This is a genomic window from Bradyrhizobium sp. LjRoot220 (assembly GCF_964252915.1).
GTDB lineage: Bacteria > Pseudomonadota > Alphaproteobacteria > Rhizobiales > Xanthobacteraceae > Bradyrhizobium.
On record NZ_CAXUPS020000001.1, the window covers coordinates 25,213 to 44,614 of the forward strand.

Genomic DNA, 19,402 nt, shown 5'->3' on the forward strand with positions numbered 1-19,402 from the left:
CCTCAACTTCTGGTGATGCCGACCAGCCGAGGGCGGCGATGGACTTCGAGCGGGTTCTCGGCCGGCAGGGCGCGCAGCCAATCGCGGAAGCTCTTGATCTCCGGACAATCCGCCGTGCCTTCTGGCGCAATCAGCCAATCGCCGAGACCGGATCCTTCGTTGACACGGTCGCAGCGATAGCCGGGGTGATGGCCGAGACTGCGCGCGATCAGCAGATCGACTTTGCCCTCGACCAGCTCGTGCAGGCCGGCAGGCTGCAGCACCCGCAAGCCGATTTCCGCATGGGCCGCTCGAAACTCCGCCAACTCCAGCCGGCGCAGGTCGAGACTGCCGTGGACCCCGAGCTGCAGCAGCACCGCGCCCGCCGGCTTCAGCCGTGCGGTCGCGTCTGCAATCACGCGAAAGCCGTCGGATATCTCGGGCAGATAGGCTTGGCCGGCCGTGGTCAGGATCAGCTGCTTATGCAGCCGCTCGAACAGGCGTACGCCGAGGCGCACTTCCAGTGCTTTGACCTGCTGCCCCACGGCGGCAGGTGTCACATGCAGTTCATGCGCGGCCAGTTTGAAGCTGAGATGCCGCGCGGCGGCTTCAAACGCGCGGAGCGCATTGAGGGGTGGCAGGGTGTAGGTCATTGCGCTGCAGTTTGTCACTGATAGGCCGTGGCCTTGCAATAGATTTTCTTGTGCGTGACCGAAGTAACAATGCTTTGCGCAGGATTGATGACCGCGGCTACGGTCGGCCCGCAGCGTCAGGAGAATATCAATGTCTCGCCGACTGGATCATCTCGTTATTTGTGTTCACGATTTGGCAAAGGCCGCGCCGGTCTGGCAAGCGCTCGGTTTTAGCCTCACGCCGACCGGCGTCCATCCCTTTGGAACCAGCAACCGCCTGGCGATGTTCGGGAACAATTTTTTGGAACTGCTGGCCGTTACCGATGCCGCGGCGGTGCCAAAGGCGACGCCCGGCCATTTCAGCTTCGCGGCGCATAACCAAGATTTCCTTCGAAGCAGCGAAGGAATGTCGATGCTGGCCTTGCACAGCACCGACTCCCATGCCGAAGCGGCGCGCTTCAACGCGGCCCACATCGGCAGCTATGCGCCGTTCGATTTCGGCCGGGACGCGGTGCTGCCGGGCGGAGGCACGGCCCGCGTCGGGTTTTCACTGGCCTTTGCCACCGACCCCGCGATGCCCGACATCGCCTTTTTCACCTGCCAGCAACGCCATCCGCCGGAACTGTTCTGGAAGGCGGAATACCAGCATCACGCCAACGGCGCCTTGCGCGTGGTCGAGGTCGTGATGTCGGCGCCGGAGCCGGCGCAGCACCGCGCGTTCCTCGAGCGCCTCACGGAGGGTGCAGCCGAACTGGTGCCCGCGCGATTGACGGTCGGCGAGCGCGGCGACCGGATCACCGTGCTCGGCCCGTCCGAGATCGCGCGCCGGCTGCCTTGTGTCACCGCCAATGGTTCGCCGCGGTTCTGCGCGGCGCGGCTGGCGGTCACCGATCTCGATGCGACCATGCGGGTCCTGAAGAATAACGGCGTCACGTTCGAGGTGATCGACAATGCACTGTTGATCCCGCCCGCCGCATCGCATGGCCTGGCTCTGGAATTCGTCGAACAGGAGATCTGACATGGCTCATCTCACCCGTCACAACCCCGCATCGGTCCATTCGCCTTCCAGCGGCTACAGCATGGGATTGGAAATCAGTCAGCACTGCCGGCTGCTGTTCGTCAGCGGCCAGGTGCCGGAAAAATCCGACGGCCGCGTGCCCGATGGGTTCGAGGCGCAATGCGAGCAGTCCTGGCGCAATATCATCGAGGTGCTCAGCTCCGCCGGTCTCGGCGTCGAGCATCTGGTCAAGATCAACACGTTCCTGACCGACAAAAGCCAGGTGGTCGCCAACCGCGCCATTCGCCGCAAGATGCTGCAAGGAAACGAACCCGCATCCACGGTCATGATCGCAGAGACCGTCGACGGCAAATGGCTGCTGGAGATCGAAGCGATTGCAGCTGAATGAGCACCATTCGAACGGTGTCGTAGGGTGGGCAAAGGCGCGTTTGCGCCGTGCCCACCATCCATCCAGAACGACGTTCGAAATGGTGGGCACGCTTCGCTTTGCCCACCCTACGAAACCGAGACAGAGTATCCCATGGCTGAGATTCACCCCTTCTACGAGTCGCATCGCGGTGCAATGGAGGCCGCGATGCGCCACCGCCTCGACCTTGCCGAAGCGATGTTGCGCGAGCGCGCGCAGCTATCCGATATCGATCGGATCAGGCAGCAGGTGATGGACGAATTCGAAATCGTGCTCACCCAGATGCCCTATGTCGGCGGCGCAGCCAGTCGCATGAGCGATTTCTTCATGCGTCTGATGGGCTTTATGGCCATCAGCCGGGTGCTCCGGCGACACTGCGTGTCGCTGGCCGTGATCGGCGAAATCGAGCGAGAAACCTACAAGACGCAATTGCTGACCATGCCCGAAGCCGAACGTCTCGCCTCGGGGCGTCAATTCATGTCGCCGGAGAATCAGACTTTGCTGCGCGAGCAGGCTACAAGAAGCCATCAGGAAGAGTTTCCGGAAGATTTCGTCTACGATTTCGTCGAGCCGGGCTCAGGCGACAACTTTGAATTCGGCATCGACTACAAAGCTTGCGGCTTTTGCAAATTCGCGGCTCGTCATGGCGATCAAGAAATCTTGCCGCACATTTGTGGGCTTGATTTCGACGCCTATGCAACGCGAGGAATCCACCTGGATAGGACACAAACCCTGGCCGGCGGCGCGAGCCACTGCAATTTCCGCTTCTCGCGGCTCCCGTCGGAGCAGGATGAAGCGGGCGCACCATAGAGGAGACTGTTCTCGGCCGACGTCGATGGCGGCTAGGCGCGAGGTACCACGGCTGCTCCCTTTGCCCTAAGCGCCGCGAGAATTCCCGATGTACCGGTGAGAACACCGAGCGGAAACAGAAAGAAGCGTTGCTCATCGGCCTGCTTCGTCATCAAATCGAACGCACGTTCGAATGCAAGGTTTCGCAGCCGGTCGCTCTGGTGAAACTGCGACGACGTGATAACACCGTGGCGCATCATGTCGGCTGTGAACCGCTCGATCTCGTGCCCTCTGCGCTGGCGATAAAGCTGTTGCAGATAACCTCCAATCGGGCCGACGCGGTCGCGAAGGTCGAGGAGATAGGAGATGCTCTCATCACCGATGCCGGCATTCAATGTCACCAGGTCCGGCGGCTGCCAGGTTGATTGCACCTCCGGTTCCGACAACAGTTGATCGATAAGCTTCTGCTTCGCCCGGGCGTGATCGACGATGGTGCCGCCAGCTGTGATGTCGGCATTGTAGCGCCCTTCTCCCGCAAGCGACATCATCGCTTCGAGACCGGAGAGCTTGTCGGCGAGGGAAGCCAACGGCGAGTTCGCCAGCAGTTTTCGGAGCCGCTCCGCGGTCCGAGGTGCGACGACCTGCAGAATCGGCTTGATCTGGTCGCGGTCGAGATCGACGGTCGGAAATTTGACGTCCTGCGGCATGTCGAGAACAACGCGTTGACAGCCGTCAACCAGCGCGATTCCGTCCTTGATAATCTCCGGCGTGAGCGCCGCCGCAACTCGATCGTAGCCAAACAGCACCGCGCTCTGGCGACCGGGCGGGGTCACCGTCCAGTACAAGGCAATCTGCTCATCCGCCCCGCGCACCTGACGCGAAACCAACACGCATCCCGCGGCGACTAACAGGGCTCTGCGACCGATGATCATGGCGATCTCCGGAAATTGGACAACCTGTCGGCGCAACGCCTGACGATCTTTCGTGTTCCCTCACATCAAAATGTGACAGCTCGAAGACCAGGTTCCACTTGCGAATCGGCTGAAGCGACTATTGAGCCGTGGCGAGTTGGCGTGGCTCGGGTGCGGCGGCGGTCTGCGCGATCAGCCGCTTCATTTCCGGAATGCAGGAACCGCAATTGGTGCCGGCCTTCAGCTTGGCGCCGATGTCGGCGGCGGAACGCGCACCGCCCGCGATCGCATCGCAGATGGTGGTGCGGCCGACGCCAAAGCAGGCGCAGACGATCGGGCCGGCATTGGCGAGGCCGTCAATCGATTTACCCGACAACAGCATGCGGCGCTGATCGTTGCTGAGCGTATCGGCGGCAAACAGCCCCTTGACCACATTCCAGTCGCCGGCGTCCCGTGCCGGCCCGATGAACAGGCAGGTCTCGATACGGTCAGCGGCAAAGGACGCCGCGCGATAGACACCACCGCCAAAATCCTTGTATTCGGCGAGATCATCGCCCGCGATCGATCCGAGCCAGGACTGCCAGTCTCGGAGATCGGCATTGTCGGCAAGCAGATAGCCATAGCCGCCATTGACGGCGACGCGCGCCCACCAGGCATGATCGGGCAATTCGAGCGGCGTGCGCGACAATGCAAAGCCGCGGAACACATATTCGTAAGGCGTGATCGACGCCGGCGTCGCCTTGTTCTCCGGCTGCCCCGAGAACGGATCGGTGATCGGCGCGACCAGCGATCCCACCCGCGCTCCGGTCGCGGTGACCGCGCTCCAGTGGATCGGCGCGAACAGCATGCCGCGCTGCTGGCGCTCGCTGACGACGACCCGCAGCGTGCATTGTCCGTAATCCGTCGTGACCCGCGCAAAATCGCCGTCGGCGACGCCGTGCCTGGCGGCGTCCTCCGGGTGCACCTCGACGAACGGCTCCGGCAAATGCTGGCCCAGCCGCGGGCTCATCCCGGTACGGGTCATGGTGTGCCATTGGTCGCGGACGCGCCCGGTGTTGAGCCGCAGCGGACGCGCAGCCGTGGTCTCGGTGCGCAGCGCCGGAATCTCCGGTGCGATAAAACGCGCCTTCTGTTCGCTGGCAAAGAATCCGCCCTCGGCAAAGAAGCGCGCCTGCGGCTGCGCATTTTGGCGGATCGGCCATTGCACCGGCCCCATTGTATCGAACGCCTCGTCCGACAGTGCCTTCAACCCGCCGATGTCGAAATCGCGGCCCCCTTCGTTCTCGAACGCCGAAAGCGCGGCGTGCTCGCGAAAGATGTCGGCGGCCGATGCAAAATTGAACGCCGTGCCAAATCCGAGCCGTTTTGCGATCTCGCCGATGATCCACCAATCGGGCCGCGCCTCCCCCGGCGAGGACAGAAATGCGCGTTGCCTCGAGATGCGCCGTTCCGAATTGGTCACGGTGCCGGATTTCTCGCCCCAGGCCTGCGCCGGGAACAGCACATGCACGCCGGCATCGACGGTGTCGTTGGAGGTCACATTCTCGGAGACCACGAACAGTTCGAGTTTCTTCAGCGCCTTGCGGACGGCGTCGGCATTGGGCAGCGACACCGCCGGATTGGTACCGATCACCCACAGCGCCTTGATCTCGCCGCGCGCGATCGCTTCGAACATCTGGACCGCCTTGAGCCCTTCATGGGTGGCGATGCGGGAGGCCTTCCAGAACCGGCGCACGCGGTCGATGTCCGGTGGCGAAAAACCCATATGGGCCGCGAGCTGGTTGGCGAGCCCGCCGACCTCGCGGCCGCCCATCGCATTGGGCTGTCCGGTCAGCGAGAACGGCGACGCGCCCACCTTGCCGATCCGGCCCGTCGCAAGATGGCAGTTGAGGATGGCGTTGACCTTGTCGGTGCCCTGCGCCGACTGGTTGACGCCTTGCGAATACATCGTGACCACGCGCGGCGTGCTCGCAAACATCTGGAAGAACGCCGCGACGTCCGGCTCGGACAGGCCGGTCGCCAGCGCAGTCGCACTGAGGCTGCCGGCCATGCTGCGCGCCCGCGCCATCGCGTCGTCGAAACCCGACGTGTGGCGTTCGATGTAATCGTGGTCGAGCGCGCCATTGTCGGCAAGATGCACCAGCAAGCCGCTGAACAGCGCCGTGTCGGTGCCGGGCTTCAGGCCCAGAAACAGATCATCATCGCCGACCGTATCGGTGCGGCGGGGATCGATCACCGCGATGCGGGCGCCGCGGCTCTGTTTGTTGACCAGCATGCGCTGGTACAGCACCGGATGGCACCAGGCCGCATTGGAGCCGACCAGCACCAGGAGATCGGCTTCGTCGAGATCCTCGTAACAGCCGGGCACGGTGTCGGCGCCGAAGGCGCGTCGGTGGCCGGCGACGGAGGAAGCCATGCACAGCCGCGAATTAGTGTCGACATTGGCGCTGCCGACAAATCCCTTCATCAGCTTGTTGGCGACGTAATAGTCCTCCGTCAGCAACTGGCCGGAGAGATAGAACGCGACCGCGCCGGGGCCGTCGCGCGCGATAATGTGCTGAAACCGGTGCGCGACGTGGTCGAGCGCGTCGCTCCAGGCCACGCGCTCCATGGTCCCCTTGTCGCAGCGGATCATCGGATGCAGCAGCCGGTTTTCAAGACCGAGCGTTTCGCCGAGCGCCGATCCCTTCGAGCACAGCCGGCCGAAATTCGCCGGGTGTTCGGGATCGCCGGAGATTGCCGCGCCGCCCCTTCCGTCCGGCGTCGCCAGAACGCCGCAGCCGACGCCGCAATAAGCGCAGGTGGTCTTGGTGGCACGCAGATCGGGATCGACGGCGGTCATGCAGGCAACCGGCTCATGCCGCCTCTGAACGGATCGCGAGCGAGCGGCCGAACATCATGTCGGCGCGAATTCGCGCGGTAGATTGACGGTTGCGGATCAGTTCGAGATACCAGAGCGCGTCGCTGACGTCGCCGATCAGAACCGCGCCGGTCAGCCGTCCGTCCGCTATCACGAGTTTTTTGTAGGTGCCGCAATTGAGATCGCTGAGCACGATGGTCTCGGAACCGTCGGCGCCTGCGAAATCGCCCGCGGAGAACACGCTGACGCCGGAGACCTTCAGGTTGGTCGCCACGATGCTGCCGCCATAGCAGGCGTCGGTGCCTGCAAGATGCCGCGCCAGCACCCGCGCCTGCTCATAGGCCGGCTCGACCAGGCCGTAACAGATGCCGCGGTGCTCGGCGCATTCGCCGATCGCAAAGATGTCCGCAGCACCGGTTTGCATGACGTCATCGACGACGATGCCGCGGTTGACGGCGATGCCGGCTTCCTTTGCCAGCGCAATGTTCGGGCGGATGCCTGCCGCAAAGATCACCGCATCGGCGTCGATGCGGCGGCCATCGCTAAGTTCGACGCCCTCGACCCGCGTCTCGCCATGGATCCGCGCGGTGTTGGCGTTGAGCAGGATTTCGATGCCCTTGCTTTCGACCAGCGATTTCAACAGTTCCGCGGCGGGCGCATCGAGCTGGCGCTCCATCAGCCGGTCCATCAGATGAACCAGCGTCACCGGCGCACCGGCCTTGGCGAGCCCGTAGGCCGCTTCCAGTCCCAAAAGTCCGCCACCGACCACCACCACGCGCTTCTTCTGCGCGGCCAGTGTCAGCAGAAGGTCGACGTCGCGGCTGTCGCGAAACGTATGCACGCCGGCGAGATCGGCGCCGGGCACGTTCAGCCGCAACGCCGACGACCCCGTGGTCAGGACCAGCTTCGAGAACGGGATGCTCTCCTCGTTCTCGATCTTGACTTCGCGCCGCCCGACATCGACCTCGGTGGCCCGGCAGCCATATTTGAGGGTGACGCCGCGGTCGCGCCACCATGAAGCAGGTCTTAGCTCGATATCATGCGAGGCGGTCTCGCCGGCGAGAACCGACGACAGCAGCACGCGGTTATAGGCAAGCCGCGGCTCGTCGCCGATCACGGCTATAGCGTAGCGCCCGAGCGCAACCTTGGCCAGTTCGTCGACCAGACGCGCGGCCGCCATTCCGTTGCCGACAATGACCAAGGGTTCGCTCATGACTTATCCTTTGGCGTATCCTCACTCGGCGGCTTGGGCGCTGCCGTAGGCTTCCGAAATCATGTAGCCGGACAGCGTGCCGTAGGCCGCGGACCAGGCGGATGCGGTCTCCGGCGTCCAGGCGTCGCCGAGCCCTTGCTCCAGGGTCCACAACAAGGCGCCGCCAACGACGGGATAGTGTTCGGCCTTTGCGCCATAGCCGACATGGCGCTTGGCGAGTGCGCTCGCGGCCGGCAGCACGGCTTCGAGGTTGGTCAGCCCGCCCACGACGACGGCAAGCGTCGCCATGAGTTTCTTGCGCTGCTCGGTCATGTTGTCCGGAAACATCGCCCGGACCGCGGGTGCCACTTCAAAGAGGCGGCCGTAGAACAAAACCGCTGCCTGCTCCGAGATCGGCGCGACCTTGGTGAAACTTTGCTGCACGAGTTTGACCTGCTCTGGTGTCATGTCGTTCTCCTGCCTCTTCCAAAGCCTTGCCCGGATCGGGAGCGAAATTGTTCGCCCCGGCGGCAGCGAAATTGTTCACCCCCTGGGTGCAAAGCAAGAACTACGCCGCTTCGACGAAGCGGTGCCGCTCGTAGAGGAATTCGAGCACGCGCTGCCGGCACTTCAGGTAACCGGGGTTGGTTGCGAGCTCGAGCCGCTTGCGCGGACGCGCCAGCGGCACTTCCAGCACCTCGCCGATCCGCGCGCTCGGCCCGTTGGTCATCATCACGATGCGGTCCGACAGCAGCACGGCTTCGTCGACGTCGTGGGTGATCATCAGGATGGTGTTGCCGAGCTTCTGGTGCAGCGCCATCACCGAATCCTGCAGATGGGCACGGGTCAGCGCATCGAGCGCGCCAAAGGGCTCGTCGAGCAGCAGCACCTTCGGTTCCATCGCCAGCGCCCGTGCGATCCCGACGCGCTGCTTCATGCCGCCGGAGATTTCCGACGGGCGCTTGTCCTTGGCATGGGCCATCTGCACGAGGTTGAGATTGTGCATCACCCAGGCGTCGCGTTCGCTGCGGGTCTTGCTCGAGGCGAATACCTTGTCGACGCCGAGCCGGACGTTTTCGTAGACGGTGAGCCAGGGCAGCAGGCTGTGGTTCTGGAACACCACTGCGCGATCGGGTCCTGGTGAATTGACTTCGCGGTTTTCCAGCAGCACGCAGCCATTGGTGCAGTCGGTCAGACCGGCCACGATGTTGAGCAGCGTGGACTTGCCGCAACCGGAATGGCCGATAATCGAGACGTATTCGCCCTTGTTGATCGTCAGGCTGATGTCCTTCAGCACCTCGGTCGTGGCGTTGCCGCGGGTGAAGGTCTTGTCGATGTGATCGAGCTTCAGATAGGCCTGCATGATATGTTTCCTTCAGCCTGCGGAGGTGCCGCGGGTCACGATCTTGCCCAGTCCTGCGATCAACCGATCGAGCACGAAGCCGATGATGCCGACATAGAACAGCGCCAGGATGATTTCGCTGATGTGCGAGGAATTCCAGGCGTCCCAGATGAAGAAGCCGATGCCGACGCCGCCGATCAGCATCTCTGCCGCGATGATGGCGAGCCAGGACAGGCCGATGCCGATGCGCAGGCCGGTGAAGATGTAGGGCGCCGCGGCCGGGATCATGATCTTGCCGAAGAACTCCAGCGGATTGAGCTGAACTACCGCCGCGACGTTGCGATAGTCCTGCGGAATATTGCGGATGCCGACCGCGGTGTTGATGATGATCGGCCAGATCGAGGTGATGAAAATCACGAAGATCGCCGAGGGCTGACCGTCACGGAAGGCGGCCAGCGCCAGCGGCAACCAGGCCAGCGGCGGAATGGTGCGCAGCACCTGGAACAGCGGATCGAGGCCGCGCATCGCCCAAACCGATTGTCCGACCAATGTGCCAAGCGCCACGCCGACGACCGCGGCAATCGAGTAGCCGAGCGCCACGCGCTGCAAGCTGGCGGACAGATGCCAGAACAGTCCCTTGTCGATACCGCCGCGATCGAAGAACGGATCGAAGATCAATTCCTTGGTGTCATTGAAAACTTTCGACGGCGGCGGCAGGGCCGAACCGGTGCGACGGCAGACCAGCTCCCAGAACAGCATCAGGAGCGCGATCACGATCAGCGGCGGCACGACGCGCACCGCGGTCTCCTTCGCCATCTTGAGGTATTTTTCGGCACGCGGCGGACGGTTCGGCGTCATCGTCACGACCGGGGTGGCAACCGGGGCTGCCGCGGGCGCAACAATCGCGGTGGCGGGTTCGGTCTTGATCGCAGGCATATTCATTGGAAATGCGTCTCCGTTTTCACGAGGCGGACCGCCCGCTTGCGGGCGGTCCTGCTGGATCAGACTTCAACACGCTTGATCGACAGGGACTTCAGGTACGCGGAAGGATTTTCCGGATCGAACACCTTGCCGTCGAAGAAGGTTTCCTTGCCGCGCGACTTGGAGGCCGGGATGTCGGCAGCGGCAACACCCATGGTCTTGGCGGCCTCTCTCCAGAGATCCTCGCGGTTGACCTTGGCGATCAGCGCCTTGGTGTCCAAGCCCGCGTCAAACTTGCCCCAGCGGATGTCCTCGGTGAGGAACCAGAGATCGTGGCTCTGGAAAGGATAGGAAGCATGATCGCGCCAGTATTTCATGATGTGCGGCGAGTTCTCGACGACCTTACCGGGAATGCCGTAGTCGAACTTGCCTGCCGAGCGGTCGTAGACGTCATCGACCGGGCAGTTCATCCACTGCCGCTTACCCATGATGGTCGCCAGCTCTTTCTTGTTCTCGGCCTTGTCGGCCCATTGCTGCGCATCCATCACCGCCATCAGGATCGCCTGGGCGGCCTTCGGATATTTGTCGACCCAGGCCGCGCGCATGCCCAATGACTTCTCTGGATGCTTGGCCCAGATTTCACCGGTGTTGACCGCGGTGTAGCCGATCTTCTGATTGATCAGCTGCAGGTTCCACGGCTCACCGACGCAGAAGCAATCCATGGTGCCAACCTTCATGTTGGCGACCATTTGCGGCGGCGGCACCACGATGGTCTCGATGTCCTTGTCGGGATCGATGCCGCCGGCGGCGAGCCAGTAGCGGATCCACAGATCGTGCGTGCCGCCCGGGAACGTCATCGCAGCCTTGACGGATTTGCCGGCAGCTTTCTTCTTTTCCAGCGCGACCTTGAACGGCGCAGTGTCGACGCCGAGCTTGAGATCGGCATATTCGTTGGAAACGGAAATGCACTGGCTGTCGAGATTGAGCCGCGCCAGGATGTACATCGGCGTCGGCTGATTGTTCTGCGTCACCTTTCCGGCCGAGATCAGATACGGCATCGGGGTCAGGATATGCGCGCCGTCGATGCCGTTGCCTTCCGAGCCCAGCACGAGGTTGTCGCGGGTGGTGCCCCACGAAGCCTGCTTGGCGACCTCGACGTCAGGCATGCCATATTTGGCGAAGAAGCCCTTGTCCTTGGCGACGAACAACGGCCCGGCGTCGCTCAACGCGATGAACCCGAGCGTTGCCTTGGTCACTTCCGGACCGGCCCCTTGCGCGAAGGCGCCGGCCGGGAAATTCAGCTTGGCCGCCGCGAGCAGTGCCGCCGTGCCGGCGGTCGCTTTCAGAAGCTGGCGGCGGCTGAGGCCGCGTGAGGTCGGATGGGTGGGCTTCGTCATGGGGTATCGCGCTCCTTTGCGTGTGAATGGGCCGTCCGACTGGTGCCGCCGCGCGAGGCGCAAAAAGGCGCGTTCCGGGGAGGCCCCGGAATGGTGGCGGTACAATTCGGATGAGTGGTCTCAAGGGACGGCATCAATGGCGTCGGCACAAGCTATTCAAGCTTCGTGCCAAGCCCTTCTCAGCGCAAAAAATATAGCTATTTCAATAAATTGCAGGTCTGGAACCACGGCGCGCAAGGACAGGCGGCCGCATTCGAAATTTGCGATTCGCTTAATAATTGTGCGACGCACAAGAATTGAGCAGGCGCAAAAACGCTGTGTTCAGGCTTCCTCGGAAGCCTTGTCGGTCGTCTTGTCAGAGGCCTTGGCCATCATCGGCTTTGGCGCAGCGCCAGCGCCCGGCTTCATCCTGAATTCGTAGGTCATCAGGTGCCATGGCGCAGCCGCCGGCTTGCCATCCGGCATCACCGGATCGCTGCGCTTTTCGATCTTCGCCACCAGTTCGTCCTTGACGCCGAACACGACGTCGGAATCCAGATATTTGTCGCCCTCCATGAACACATGCGTGATCAGCGGCTGATAGCCGGGCGCATCGACCAGGAAGTGCACATGCGCCGGCCGCATCGCGTGACGCCGGGTCTGGATGATCATTTCGCCGACCGGACCGTCGGTCGGGATCGGATAGCTGCACGGCAAAATGGTGCGGAAGAAGAACCCGCCATCGGCGTCGGTGACGAAGCGCGCCCGCGACGAGGGTCCCTCCGTGGCGTAAGACGCCTTCTGTGAATCGTAATAGCCCTCATCGTCGGCGTGCCAGATATCGACCGGAACGTTCGCCAGCGGCTTGCCCTTGAGGTCGGTGACGCGGCTCTGCACGAACATCCGCTCGCCCGGCAAATTGGCCGAAACATCGGTGCCGTGCGGCGTCACCCGGTGCTCACCGACATAGAACGGCCCGAGCACGGTGGTCTCGGTGGCGCCCTCGCGTTCCCGGTGATTGACGGCATCGACCAGCATCGAAACGCCCAGCACGTCGGAGAGCAGGATGAATTCCTGGCGGATCGGGGTGCACTTCTGACCGGTCCGGGTCAGGAAATCGATCGCGTATTCCCATTCCTCGAAGGTGAGATCGGTCCTGGAGACAAAATCGTGCAGCGATTTCACCAGCTCCTGCAGCAGGAATTTCGCCCGCGGATCCGGCGTGTCTTCAAAGCTGCGGATCACGGCGGCGGTGAGTTCGGTCTCGTTGAATTGGGGCATTTTTGGCTGTCCTGCGAAGTGCGCGATGGCAGGCGTAAGCCTACACCAGCGTCCCGGCCGGGGTAAGCGCGGGCGGTTGGAACGGAGCACACTTTTCGGCTATCAAGGCCCTCTCTCGTCAGCCGGAGATCAGCCCGATGCTAGCCCCCACCCCCGCCTCGCCCGAATCCGCCGGCATGTCGAAGTCGGCGCTCGACCGTCTCGAAAACCATCTGAAGCAGCGCTACATCGACGCCGGCCGCTTCCCGGGAACACAGGTTTTGATCTACCGCCGCGGCAAGGTGGTCCATTCGGCCGTGCAGGGCTTTGCCGACCTCGAGCGCAAGGTCCCGGTCAAGGACGACACCATCTTCCGCATCTATTCGATGACCAAGCCGATCACGAGCGTGGCCTTCATGATGCTGCTCGAGGAGGGCCGCGTCGCACTCGACGAGCCCGTCCATAAATACATTCCGGAATGGAAGAATCTTGGCGTGTTCCAAGCCGGCACCTTCCCGGCGTTCCTGACCAGGCCGCCGTCGCGGCCGATGCTGATCGTGGACCTGTTGCGGCACACTTCCGGCCTCACTTACGGCTTCCAGCAGCGCTCCAATGTCGATGCCGCCTATCGCGAGAAGAAGATCGGCGAGGTCATCAAGGCCGGCACACTGCAAAGCATGATCGAGGACCTCGCCAAGATCCCGCTGGAATTTTCGCCGGGCGACGGCTGGAACTATTCGGTCGCCACCGATGTGGTCGGCTATCTCGTCGGCAAGATCAGCGGCATGCCGTTCGAGCAGTTCCTGAAAGATCGCATCTTCGATCCGCTCGGCATGAACGACACCGACTTCTTCGTGCCGGCAGACAAGGCGCATCGCTTCGCGGCGTGCTATTCCGCCGATCCGCAAGGCGGCTTCAACCCGCTCGCCGCCGACCGCAAGGGCGAACTGACACTGCAGGACGATCCGGCGACGAGTTCGTTCCTGTCGCCCCCCTCGCTTATCTCCGGCGGCGGCGGACTGTGCTCGACCGCGGCCGACTATCTCACCTTCTGCCGGGCGCTGCTGGGTGGCGGCGAGCTTGGCGGCGTCAGGCTGATCGGGCCAAAGACGCTGAAGTTGATGACCTCGAACCATCTGCCCGGCGGTGTCGATCTGCCGGCGATGTCGCGCTCACTGTTCAGTGAGGCCGCCTATAACGGCATCGGCTTTGGTCTCGGCTTTGCCGTCACGATGCATCCGGCGCAGACGCTGATTCCCGGCAGCCCCGGTGAATACAACTGGGGCGGTGCGGCGACGACGTCGTTCTTCATCGATCCCGCCGAAGAGCTGATCACGATCTTCATGACTCAGGTGCTGCCGTCGAGCGCCTATCCGCTGCGGCGCGAGCTGCGCACCCTGGTGTATTCGGCGATCACCGACAGCAATCTTTGAGGGCGCAGCCCGGTCCCACGGCGCCACTGCGGGACGGCAGGCTCCTGACTACTTCAGCATCTCCGGCACGATCAGGCGCGGCAGGAACAGCGACACGCTGGGCCAGATGATCAGCGCCGCCAATACCAGCAGCATCGGTATCAGCATGATCACCGTGTCCTTGAGCGCATAGCGCAGCCGCACCCCGGCGATCGAGCACGCGATCATCAGACATAGCCCGTAGGGCGGCGTCACCAGCCCGAACGCCAACGAGACGATCGAGATGATCGCGAACTGCACCGGATGCAGATCGACCGCCCGCGCCAGCGGCTCCAGCACGGTGCCGACGATCACGATGGCCGGAATGGCGTCGAGGAAGCAGCCGACCACCAGAAAACAGAACGAGATGAAGAAGCCCGCCGCGATCGGACCCATGCCCCAGGTCGAAACGTTGGCCAGCAGTTCCTGCGGGATCTTGTAATAGGCCAAGAGCCAGCCGAATGCGCTGGCGGTGCCGATGCAGAACAGCGCGACCCCGGCCAGCCGCCCGGTGTCGAGCAAGGCCTTGTAGAGCTGCTTCAAGCCGGTCTCCCGGTAAAAGAACGTCGACAGCGCCGCCGAATACAGCACCGCGACGCAGGCGGACTCGGTCGCCGTGAACCAGCCGAGCAGAATGCCGCCGACGATGATGAACGGCGTGATCAGCGCCGGAATCGAGCGCCACAGCGAGCAGCGCATCTCGACCCAGCTCGATTTTGGATAGGTCGGATAACCGCGCCGGACCGCATAGATATGCACGGTTGCCATCTGCGCGCCCGCGATCAGCAATCCCGGCACGATGCCGGCCAGGTACATCGCGGCGATCGACGTCGAGATCAGCCCACCCCACACGATCATCAGGATCGACGGCGGTATGATGACCGCGAGCACCGCCGACACCGCAGTGATGGCGATCGAGAACGAGAGGTCGTAGCCCTCCTTGGTCTGGGCATCGATGAAGATCTTGGACTGGCTCGCCGCATCCGCCGTCGAGGAGCCGGAGATGCCGGCGAAGAACACCGACAGCACCACGTTGATCTGCGCCAGCGACCCCGGCCAGTGCCCGACCATCGCGCGCGACAGCGCCACCAGCCGGTCGGTGATGCCGCCGATGCTCATCAGGTTCGCCGTCAGCAGGAAAAACGGCACCGACAGCAGGATGAAGGAATTGTAGGCGTTGAAGGTTTCCTGCGCGAGCATCATCATCGACAGCCGCGGCTCGATCAGCAGGATCGGCAGACAGGCGAGCCCGAGCGCGAAGGCGACCGGCACGCGCAGGATGAGCAGGCCGACGAAAACGCCGAACAGGACCATCGCGGCCTGCCCGGCGGAAAGAACGCTGCCGCTCATCGCGCCACCCCGAGCAAAATCCGCGCCTCATCGACGATTTGTTCGCCCGCAAACACGATCCACGTGAAGCCCGCCACCGGCCACGCGACATGGATCAGCCAGAGCGGCAAGTCGGCAAGCTCCGAGGTCCGATTCCAGGCGAACCGCGTGAACTCGAGGCCGGCCAGCACGAACACCAGCGCCAGCGCCAATATCCCGAGCCGTCCCATGATCCGCACTGCGGCCTCCGATCGCCGCGACAGATTGGGCCACACATCGACTTCGAAATGCTGCGCCTCCCTGACGCCGACCATTGCCCCGATCATGATGGTCCAGATGAACAGGAACCGCGCCATCTCCTCGGTCCAGATGTAGGACGGGATAAAGGGCGTGTAGCGCGAGATGATCTGCAGCGTGACGGGAATGACCAAGATGCCGACGCAGGCCGCCAGCAGGATTTCCAGCAATTTGCCATAGGCGGCCGTCACGCGGCGCCACAGCGACGTGTTGGATGGCATCGGTACTTCGGTCATTGGCCCCCGCGCAGTCACAGTCATCGAGCGGGGCAAGCCGCGAGGCTTGCCCCGGAATTTTACTCAAGCATTTCTGGCTTTAGGTGGCGTTGATCTTTTCAAAGATGGCTTCGGCGCCAATTTCCTTGGCATAGGTCGCCATCACGGGATCGGCGAGCTTCTTCATGGCATCGCGTTCCTCGAACGGGACCCGCTTGAGCTTGCCGGCCTTCTCCAAGGTATCAAGCTTGATGACTTCCTCGCTCGACTCGAGCTGCCGGCCGAAATCGCCGGCCTCCTTGCCTGCTTTCATGATGGCGTCCTGCAAGTCCTTTGGCAGGGTCTTGAACGTTTTCACCGAGAAGCAGATCGGGCGGATCGAGACCGCGTGCTGGGTCAGGTTGAGGTGAGGTGCGACCTCGTAGAACTTCATCGCCTCGACGCCGGCCGCCTCGTTTTCGCCGGCGGAGATCACGCCATTCTGGATGGCGTTGTAGACCTCGTTATAGGCGATCACCGTCGGCGACATTCCGGCGGCGGCAAACGTCTTCGACCAGATCGGCGCGCCCTGCACCCGCACCTTGAGACCCTTGATGTCGGCCAGGTTCTTCAGCGGCTTGTTGGCGAAGATGTTGCGAATGCCGCCGCCGGCGTAGCCGATCAGCACCACTTCGGCCTTGGCCGCGACTTCGTCGGCGACCGGCGCCAGGATGTTGGCTTGGACCACCTTGTTCATGTGGTCGATGCCCTTGAACACAAACGGGGCGTCGATGAACGGCGCTGCCTTGGCGAAGGTCGACATGTGGGCCGGAGAAACGATGCCGTAATCGACCGCCTTGCCTTGCGACATGTATTCGAAATACTGCTTCTCGAGACCGAGCGACGAGTTCTTGTGCAGCGTGAAATTGACCGGCTTGCCGTAATATTTCTTCACCAGCTCCTCGAACCGAACCAGTGCCTTGGTGAACGCGTGATCATCGTTGAACTGCACCGCGCCGTTGAGCGTGACGGGCGCCTGCGCCTTCAGGATCGATGGCATTCCAAGGACACCCGCGGCCGCGGTCGCACCTAGTCCGGCCAATACTGTTCTGCGCTGCATAGGTTTTCCCCTCCCTGTGCCCCGCCCCTGTACCGGGTCGTGGGCTGTGCCGAAAATGCGGCTGTGAATTCCAAGCGTATGCAAAAGGGCGCTGCTTTGAAAGCTAATTTCAACTGCAGGGATTGAGCAGGGTTCGGCCACGACACGTGCCATGATGCGGCGCACAAACAAGTCATCGCGAAGCCCGGCGCTGTCCGATATCGGACTAAAATCCTTGGCGGATATCGGCCGCTTCTCCTATGGTCGTGGCAGTTGGGCACCGATCCGGGATTAGCGTTGCCAAAACCCTCATTGCCGATGCGTCTCGCCCTTCTGGTGGCGGGAACCACGCTGCCGCTGATCATTTTCGCGGCCGGCATCGTTTACAATAATTACGCGCAGGACCGTAAGAACGCGACGCAGCGCGTGCTGGAAACCGTGCGCGGCATCCGCCTCGTGCTCGACGCCGAAATGCAGCGCATGACGGGCGGGCTCCAGGTGCTGTCACTCACCAACGCGCTGCCGGACCGCGACTTCGAAGGCTTCCGCCGCATCGCCAGCGGCTTTCTCGAACAATACGGCCGGGACGGCGTCGTGCTGGTGGCGGACCGCGAAGGCCGCCAGTTGTTTTCCTCGCTCACGACCGACACCGGCAACCTTCCGCTGCGCAACAACCTCGACCTTGTAGAGAAGATCTTCGCGACCAAGCGTCCGCACTACTCGAATCTGTTCACCGGCGTGGTCAAGAAGAAGCTGATCATGACGGTCGAAGTGCCGGTCATTCGCGACGGCGAGGTGCTCTACGACATCTCGTTCAGCCCGCCGCTCGAGATCTTCCAGGCCATGATCGAACAGCAAAGTCCAGGCAAGGACTGGACGATTTCGATCTTCGACGGCGAAGGCACCAATTTCGCGCGCGTGCCGAATCCGCAGAATACGATCGGCCAGCGTGCATCGCCGTCGCTCTATGCCGAGCTGTTCCGCAAGCCCGAGGGAACGTTTGCGACCGTGTCGCTCGAGGGCGTGCCGCTGATCACCGGCGTGGCACGCTCCCCGCTCACCGGCTGGACGGTCGCCGCCGGGATTGCGGAAAGCTCGCTGGTTGCCCCTTTATGGCGCAGTCTGGCGATCACCAGCCTGATCGGAGGCGTGCTGCTGCTGGTCGGCCTAGCCTTTGCGGTGCGGATGGCGACGGCGATTGCCCGCGGTGAGATGCTGCACGATCTGCTGATCGACGAGCTCAACCACCGCGTCAAGAACACGCTCGCGATCCTGCAGTCGATCGCCACGCAGACCTTTCGCAGCGCCAGCCGCGCCGAGCGCGAGAAATTCGAGGGCCGGCTCGGCGCACTCGCCGAAGCGCATAATCTGCTCAGCCAGGAGAAGTGGCAGGGCTCCGAGCTGCAGGACGTCATCGCACGGGTGCTCAAGCCCTATCTGCTCAACAATCCGGAGCGGGTGCGGATGTTCGGACCGAAGGTGCCGCTATCGCCGCGGCTTGCCGTGGTGCTGTCGATGATCGTGCACGAGATCGCGACCAATGCCGCAAAATACGGCGCGCTGTCGAACGACAATGGCACCGTCACGGTGGATTGGGAGATCCTCGAGGAGAGCGACGGCCGCAAGCTTCGGATGATCTGGACCGAAACCGGCGGGCCGCAGGTCACGGCGCCGGTGCAGCGCGGTTTCGGCTCGCGCCTGATCGAACGCAGCGCACGCGACCAGCTCGGCGGCGAAGCCACCGTCGACTTCCTGCCCCGCGGCGTCGTCTGCACGGTAACCGCGGCGCTCGATCACGTGACGTGAGCGGGCCAACTCGATGGCGACTTGTCGACGGCGACTAGGCGCGGCGCGGGCTCGAACCGGGGAATTGCCGAATCTCGCCGCCGGCCAGTGCCTGGATCGGTCGCCGGCAACCGGGGCGACAACGAGTCGCACCGGCCAGGGCGCAGTGCCATTCGGCGCGCGAGGAGGTTTTGCGCAGGACTTGCCGGCCCGAACGCAGCGCTATTTGACGAGCTTCAGATACGGCGGCAGCCGCCGGCCCTGATCACGCTTGGCGCTTTGCGCGGACTGATCATCCGTCACCATCAGGTCGCACAATGCCTTGAGTTCGGAATCCGTCACCCGATGGAGTTCCATTCGAAGCTCGAGAATCGCCAGCGACAGCAATCTTGCCGTCTCCGGGCTGCCCTTATCCGTCAAAACTGCCCGGCACTCTTCCAGCGTTGCGAGGAGCGACAACAGACGTTCTTCTGAATGAGCCACCGGCATTTTGTCAGTTCCCGAGCTTGCAAGGTAGATCAGAGGCGGTCCGGATCGTCGCTTCATAGGCCTCTCCACGAA

At 63.0% G+C, this 19,402-nt stretch carries 18 protein-coding genes; 5 read left to right on the forward strand and 13 right to left on the reverse strand.

Translation table 11 applies throughout. The features are described from left to right. Nucleotides 1–2: 2 nt before the first annotated feature. Nucleotides 3–632 (reverse strand): LysR family transcriptional regulator, encoded by a 630-nt coding sequence (locus ACSQ84_RS00115; RefSeq protein ID WP_436209615.1) that lies wholly within the window; start codon nt 630–632, stop codon nt 3–5. 130 nt (nt 633–762) lie between these two features. Here ACSQ84_RS00115 and ACSQ84_RS00120 point away from each other — a divergent pair, with 130 nt between their 5' ends. The 3 genes from ACSQ84_RS00120 to ACSQ84_RS00130 all read left to right on the forward strand — a co-directional run bounded on the left by ACSQ84_RS00120 (nt 763) and on the right by ACSQ84_RS00130 (nt 2,845). Continuing rightward, nucleotides 763–1,629 carry a VOC family protein gene (locus ACSQ84_RS00120; RefSeq protein WP_436209616.1) on the forward strand — a complete coding sequence of 289 codons (867 nt, stop codon included), beginning with the start codon at nt 763–765 and terminating at the stop codon, nt 1,627–1,629. A 1-nt stretch (nt 1,630) separates the two neighbouring features. Then, a complete protein-coding gene (locus ACSQ84_RS00125; RefSeq protein WP_436209617.1) occupies nt 1,631–2,017 on the forward strand; it encodes a RidA family protein in 387 nt (128 codons plus the stop codon). 132 nt (nt 2,018–2,149) lie between these two features. Then, nucleotides 2,150–2,845, forward strand: coding sequence for an L-2-amino-thiazoline-4-carboxylic acid hydrolase (locus tag ACSQ84_RS00130; protein ID WP_436209618.1), 696 nt, complete (start codon nt 2,150–2,152; stop codon nt 2,843–2,845). Between the two features lie 32 nt (nt 2,846–2,877). Here ACSQ84_RS00130 and ACSQ84_RS00135 read toward each other — a convergent pair whose 3' ends face one another. From ACSQ84_RS00135 to ACSQ84_RS00170, 8 genes are all read right to left on the reverse strand, one after another. Beyond that, on the reverse strand, nt 2,878–3,756 hold the full coding sequence (locus ACSQ84_RS00135) for a hypothetical protein (RefSeq protein WP_436209619.1): 879 nt from the start codon (nt 3,754–3,756) through the stop codon (nt 2,878–2,880). 118 nt (nt 3,757–3,874) lie between these two features. After that, nucleotides 3,875–6,577, reverse strand: a complete 2,703-nt coding sequence (locus ACSQ84_RS00140; RefSeq protein WP_436209620.1) for a nitrate reductase — start codon at nt 6,575–6,577, stop codon at nt 3,875–3,877. A gap of 13 nt (nt 6,578–6,590) precedes the next feature. Then, entirely contained in the window at nt 6,591–7,808 is a 1,218-nt protein-coding gene (locus ACSQ84_RS00145) for an NAD(P)/FAD-dependent oxidoreductase (protein WP_436209621.1), read from the reverse strand. 21 nt (nt 7,809–7,829) lie between these two features. Further along, nucleotides 7,830–8,255, reverse strand: a complete 426-nt coding sequence (locus ACSQ84_RS00150; protein WP_436209622.1) for a globin family protein — start codon at nt 8,253–8,255, stop codon at nt 7,830–7,832. A gap of 100 nt (nt 8,256–8,355) precedes the next feature. Further along, nucleotides 8,356–9,150: an ABC transporter ATP-binding protein gene (locus tag ACSQ84_RS00155; protein WP_436209623.1), complete on the reverse strand. Its 795-nt coding sequence runs from the start codon at nt 9,148–9,150 to the stop codon at nt 8,356–8,358. Between the two features lie 12 nt (nt 9,151–9,162). Next, on the reverse strand, nt 9,163–10,071 hold the full coding sequence (ntrB, locus tag ACSQ84_RS00160) for a nitrate ABC transporter permease (RefSeq protein WP_436209624.1): 909 nt from the start codon (nt 10,069–10,071) through the stop codon (nt 9,163–9,165). A gap of 59 nt (nt 10,072–10,130) precedes the next feature. Then, nucleotides 10,131–11,447, reverse strand: a complete 1,317-nt coding sequence (locus ACSQ84_RS00165; RefSeq protein WP_436209625.1) for a CmpA/NrtA family ABC transporter substrate-binding protein — start codon at nt 11,445–11,447, stop codon at nt 10,131–10,133. A gap of 321 nt (nt 11,448–11,768) precedes the next feature. Then, the gene (locus ACSQ84_RS00170) at nt 11,769–12,707 is read right to left on the reverse strand and encodes a dioxygenase (protein ID WP_436209626.1); all 939 of its coding nucleotides are present in this window, start codon (nt 12,705–12,707) and stop codon (nt 11,769–11,771) included. Nucleotides 12,708–12,844: 137 nt separating this feature from the next. Here ACSQ84_RS00170 and ACSQ84_RS00175 point away from each other — a divergent pair, with 137 nt between their 5' ends. Continuing rightward, nucleotides 12,845–14,119, forward strand: coding sequence for a serine hydrolase domain-containing protein (locus tag ACSQ84_RS00175; protein ID WP_436209627.1), 1,275 nt, complete (start codon nt 12,845–12,847; stop codon nt 14,117–14,119). Nucleotides 14,120–14,167: 48 nt separating this feature from the next. Here the strand turns inward: ACSQ84_RS00175 and ACSQ84_RS00180 are convergent, their stop codons facing one another. The 3 genes from ACSQ84_RS00180 to ACSQ84_RS00190 all read right to left on the reverse strand — a co-directional run bounded on the left by ACSQ84_RS00180 (nt 14,168) and on the right by ACSQ84_RS00190 (nt 17,077). Further along, nucleotides 14,168–15,487: a TRAP transporter large permease gene (locus ACSQ84_RS00180; RefSeq protein ID WP_436209628.1), complete on the reverse strand. Its 1,320-nt coding sequence runs from the start codon at nt 15,485–15,487 to the stop codon at nt 14,168–14,170. Next, on the reverse strand, nt 15,484–15,999 hold the full coding sequence (locus ACSQ84_RS00185) for a TRAP transporter small permease (protein WP_436209629.1): 516 nt from the start codon (nt 15,997–15,999) through the stop codon (nt 15,484–15,486). Before ACSQ84_RS00185 ends, ACSQ84_RS00180 begins: the two co-directional genes overlap by 4 nt. A 79-nt stretch (nt 16,000–16,078) precedes the next feature. Next, nucleotides 16,079–17,077: a TRAP transporter substrate-binding protein gene (locus tag ACSQ84_RS00190; RefSeq protein ID WP_436209630.1), complete on the reverse strand. Its 999-nt coding sequence runs from the start codon at nt 17,075–17,077 to the stop codon at nt 16,079–16,081. A 276-nt stretch (nt 17,078–17,353) separates the two neighbouring features. Between ACSQ84_RS00190 and ACSQ84_RS00195 the strand changes: the two genes are divergently transcribed. Then, complete coding sequence (locus tag ACSQ84_RS00195; protein WP_436209631.1) at nt 17,354–18,862, forward strand: sensor histidine kinase; 1,509 nt, start codon at nt 17,354–17,356, stop codon at nt 18,860–18,862. A gap of 201 nt (nt 18,863–19,063) precedes the next feature. On the opposite strand, the gene ACSQ84_RS00200 is transcribed toward ACSQ84_RS00195, so the two are convergent. Further along, nucleotides 19,064–19,330 (reverse strand): hypothetical protein, encoded by a 267-nt coding sequence (locus ACSQ84_RS00200; protein WP_436209632.1) that lies wholly within the window; start codon nt 19,328–19,330, stop codon nt 19,064–19,066. Nucleotides 19,331–19,402 lie beyond the last annotated feature (72 nt).

Coding starts and splice junctions, on each gene's coding strand:
- ACSQ84_RS00175 (WP_436209627.1), top strand. CDS start 12,845: ATGCTAGCCCCCACCCCCGCCTCGCCCGAATCCGCCGGCATGTCGAAG.
- ntrB (WP_436209624.1), bottom strand. CDS start 10,071: ATGAATATGCCTGCGATCAAGACCGAACCCGCCACCGCGATTGTTGCG.
- ACSQ84_RS00150 (WP_436209622.1), bottom strand. CDS start 8,255: ATGACACCAGAGCAGGTCAAACTCGTGCAGCAAAGTTTCACCAAGGTC.
- ACSQ84_RS00125 (WP_436209617.1), top strand. CDS start 1,631: ATGGCTCATCTCACCCGTCACAACCCCGCATCGGTCCATTCGCCTTCC.
- ACSQ84_RS00185 (WP_436209629.1), bottom strand. CDS start 15,999: ATGACCGAAGTACCGATGCCATCCAACACGTCGCTGTGGCGCCGCGTG.
- ACSQ84_RS00190 (WP_436209630.1), bottom strand. CDS start 17,077: ATGCAGCGCAGAACAGTATTGGCCGGACTAGGTGCGACCGCGGCCGCG.
- ACSQ84_RS00140 (WP_436209620.1), bottom strand. CDS start 6,577: ATGACCGCCGTCGATCCCGATCTGCGTGCCACCAAGACCACCTGCGCT.
- ACSQ84_RS00145 (WP_436209621.1), bottom strand. CDS start 7,808: ATGAGCGAACCCTTGGTCATTGTCGGCAACGGAATGGCGGCCGCGCGT.
- ACSQ84_RS00115 (WP_436209615.1), bottom strand. CDS start 632: ATGACCTACACCCTGCCACCCCTCAATGCGCTCCGCGCGTTTGAAGCC.
- ACSQ84_RS00130 (WP_436209618.1), top strand. CDS start 2,150: ATGGCTGAGATTCACCCCTTCTACGAGTCGCATCGCGGTGCAATGGAG.
- ACSQ84_RS00180 (WP_436209628.1), bottom strand. CDS start 15,487: ATGAGCGGCAGCGTTCTTTCCGCCGGGCAGGCCGCGATGGTCCTGTTC.
- ACSQ84_RS00200 (WP_436209632.1), bottom strand. CDS start 19,330: ATGCCGGTGGCTCATTCAGAAGAACGTCTGTTGTCGCTCCTCGCAACG.
- ACSQ84_RS00170 (WP_436209626.1), bottom strand. CDS start 12,707: ATGCCCCAATTCAACGAGACCGAACTCACCGCCGCCGTGATCCGCAGC.
- ACSQ84_RS00165 (WP_436209625.1), bottom strand. CDS start 11,447: ATGACGAAGCCCACCCATCCGACCTCACGCGGCCTCAGCCGCCGCCAG.
- ACSQ84_RS00155 (WP_436209623.1), bottom strand. CDS start 9,150: ATGCAGGCCTATCTGAAGCTCGATCACATCGACAAGACCTTCACCCGC.
- ACSQ84_RS00135 (WP_436209619.1), bottom strand. CDS start 3,756: ATGATCATCGGTCGCAGAGCCCTGTTAGTCGCCGCGGGATGCGTGTTG.
- ACSQ84_RS00120 (WP_436209616.1), top strand. CDS start 763: ATGTCTCGCCGACTGGATCATCTCGTTATTTGTGTTCACGATTTGGCA.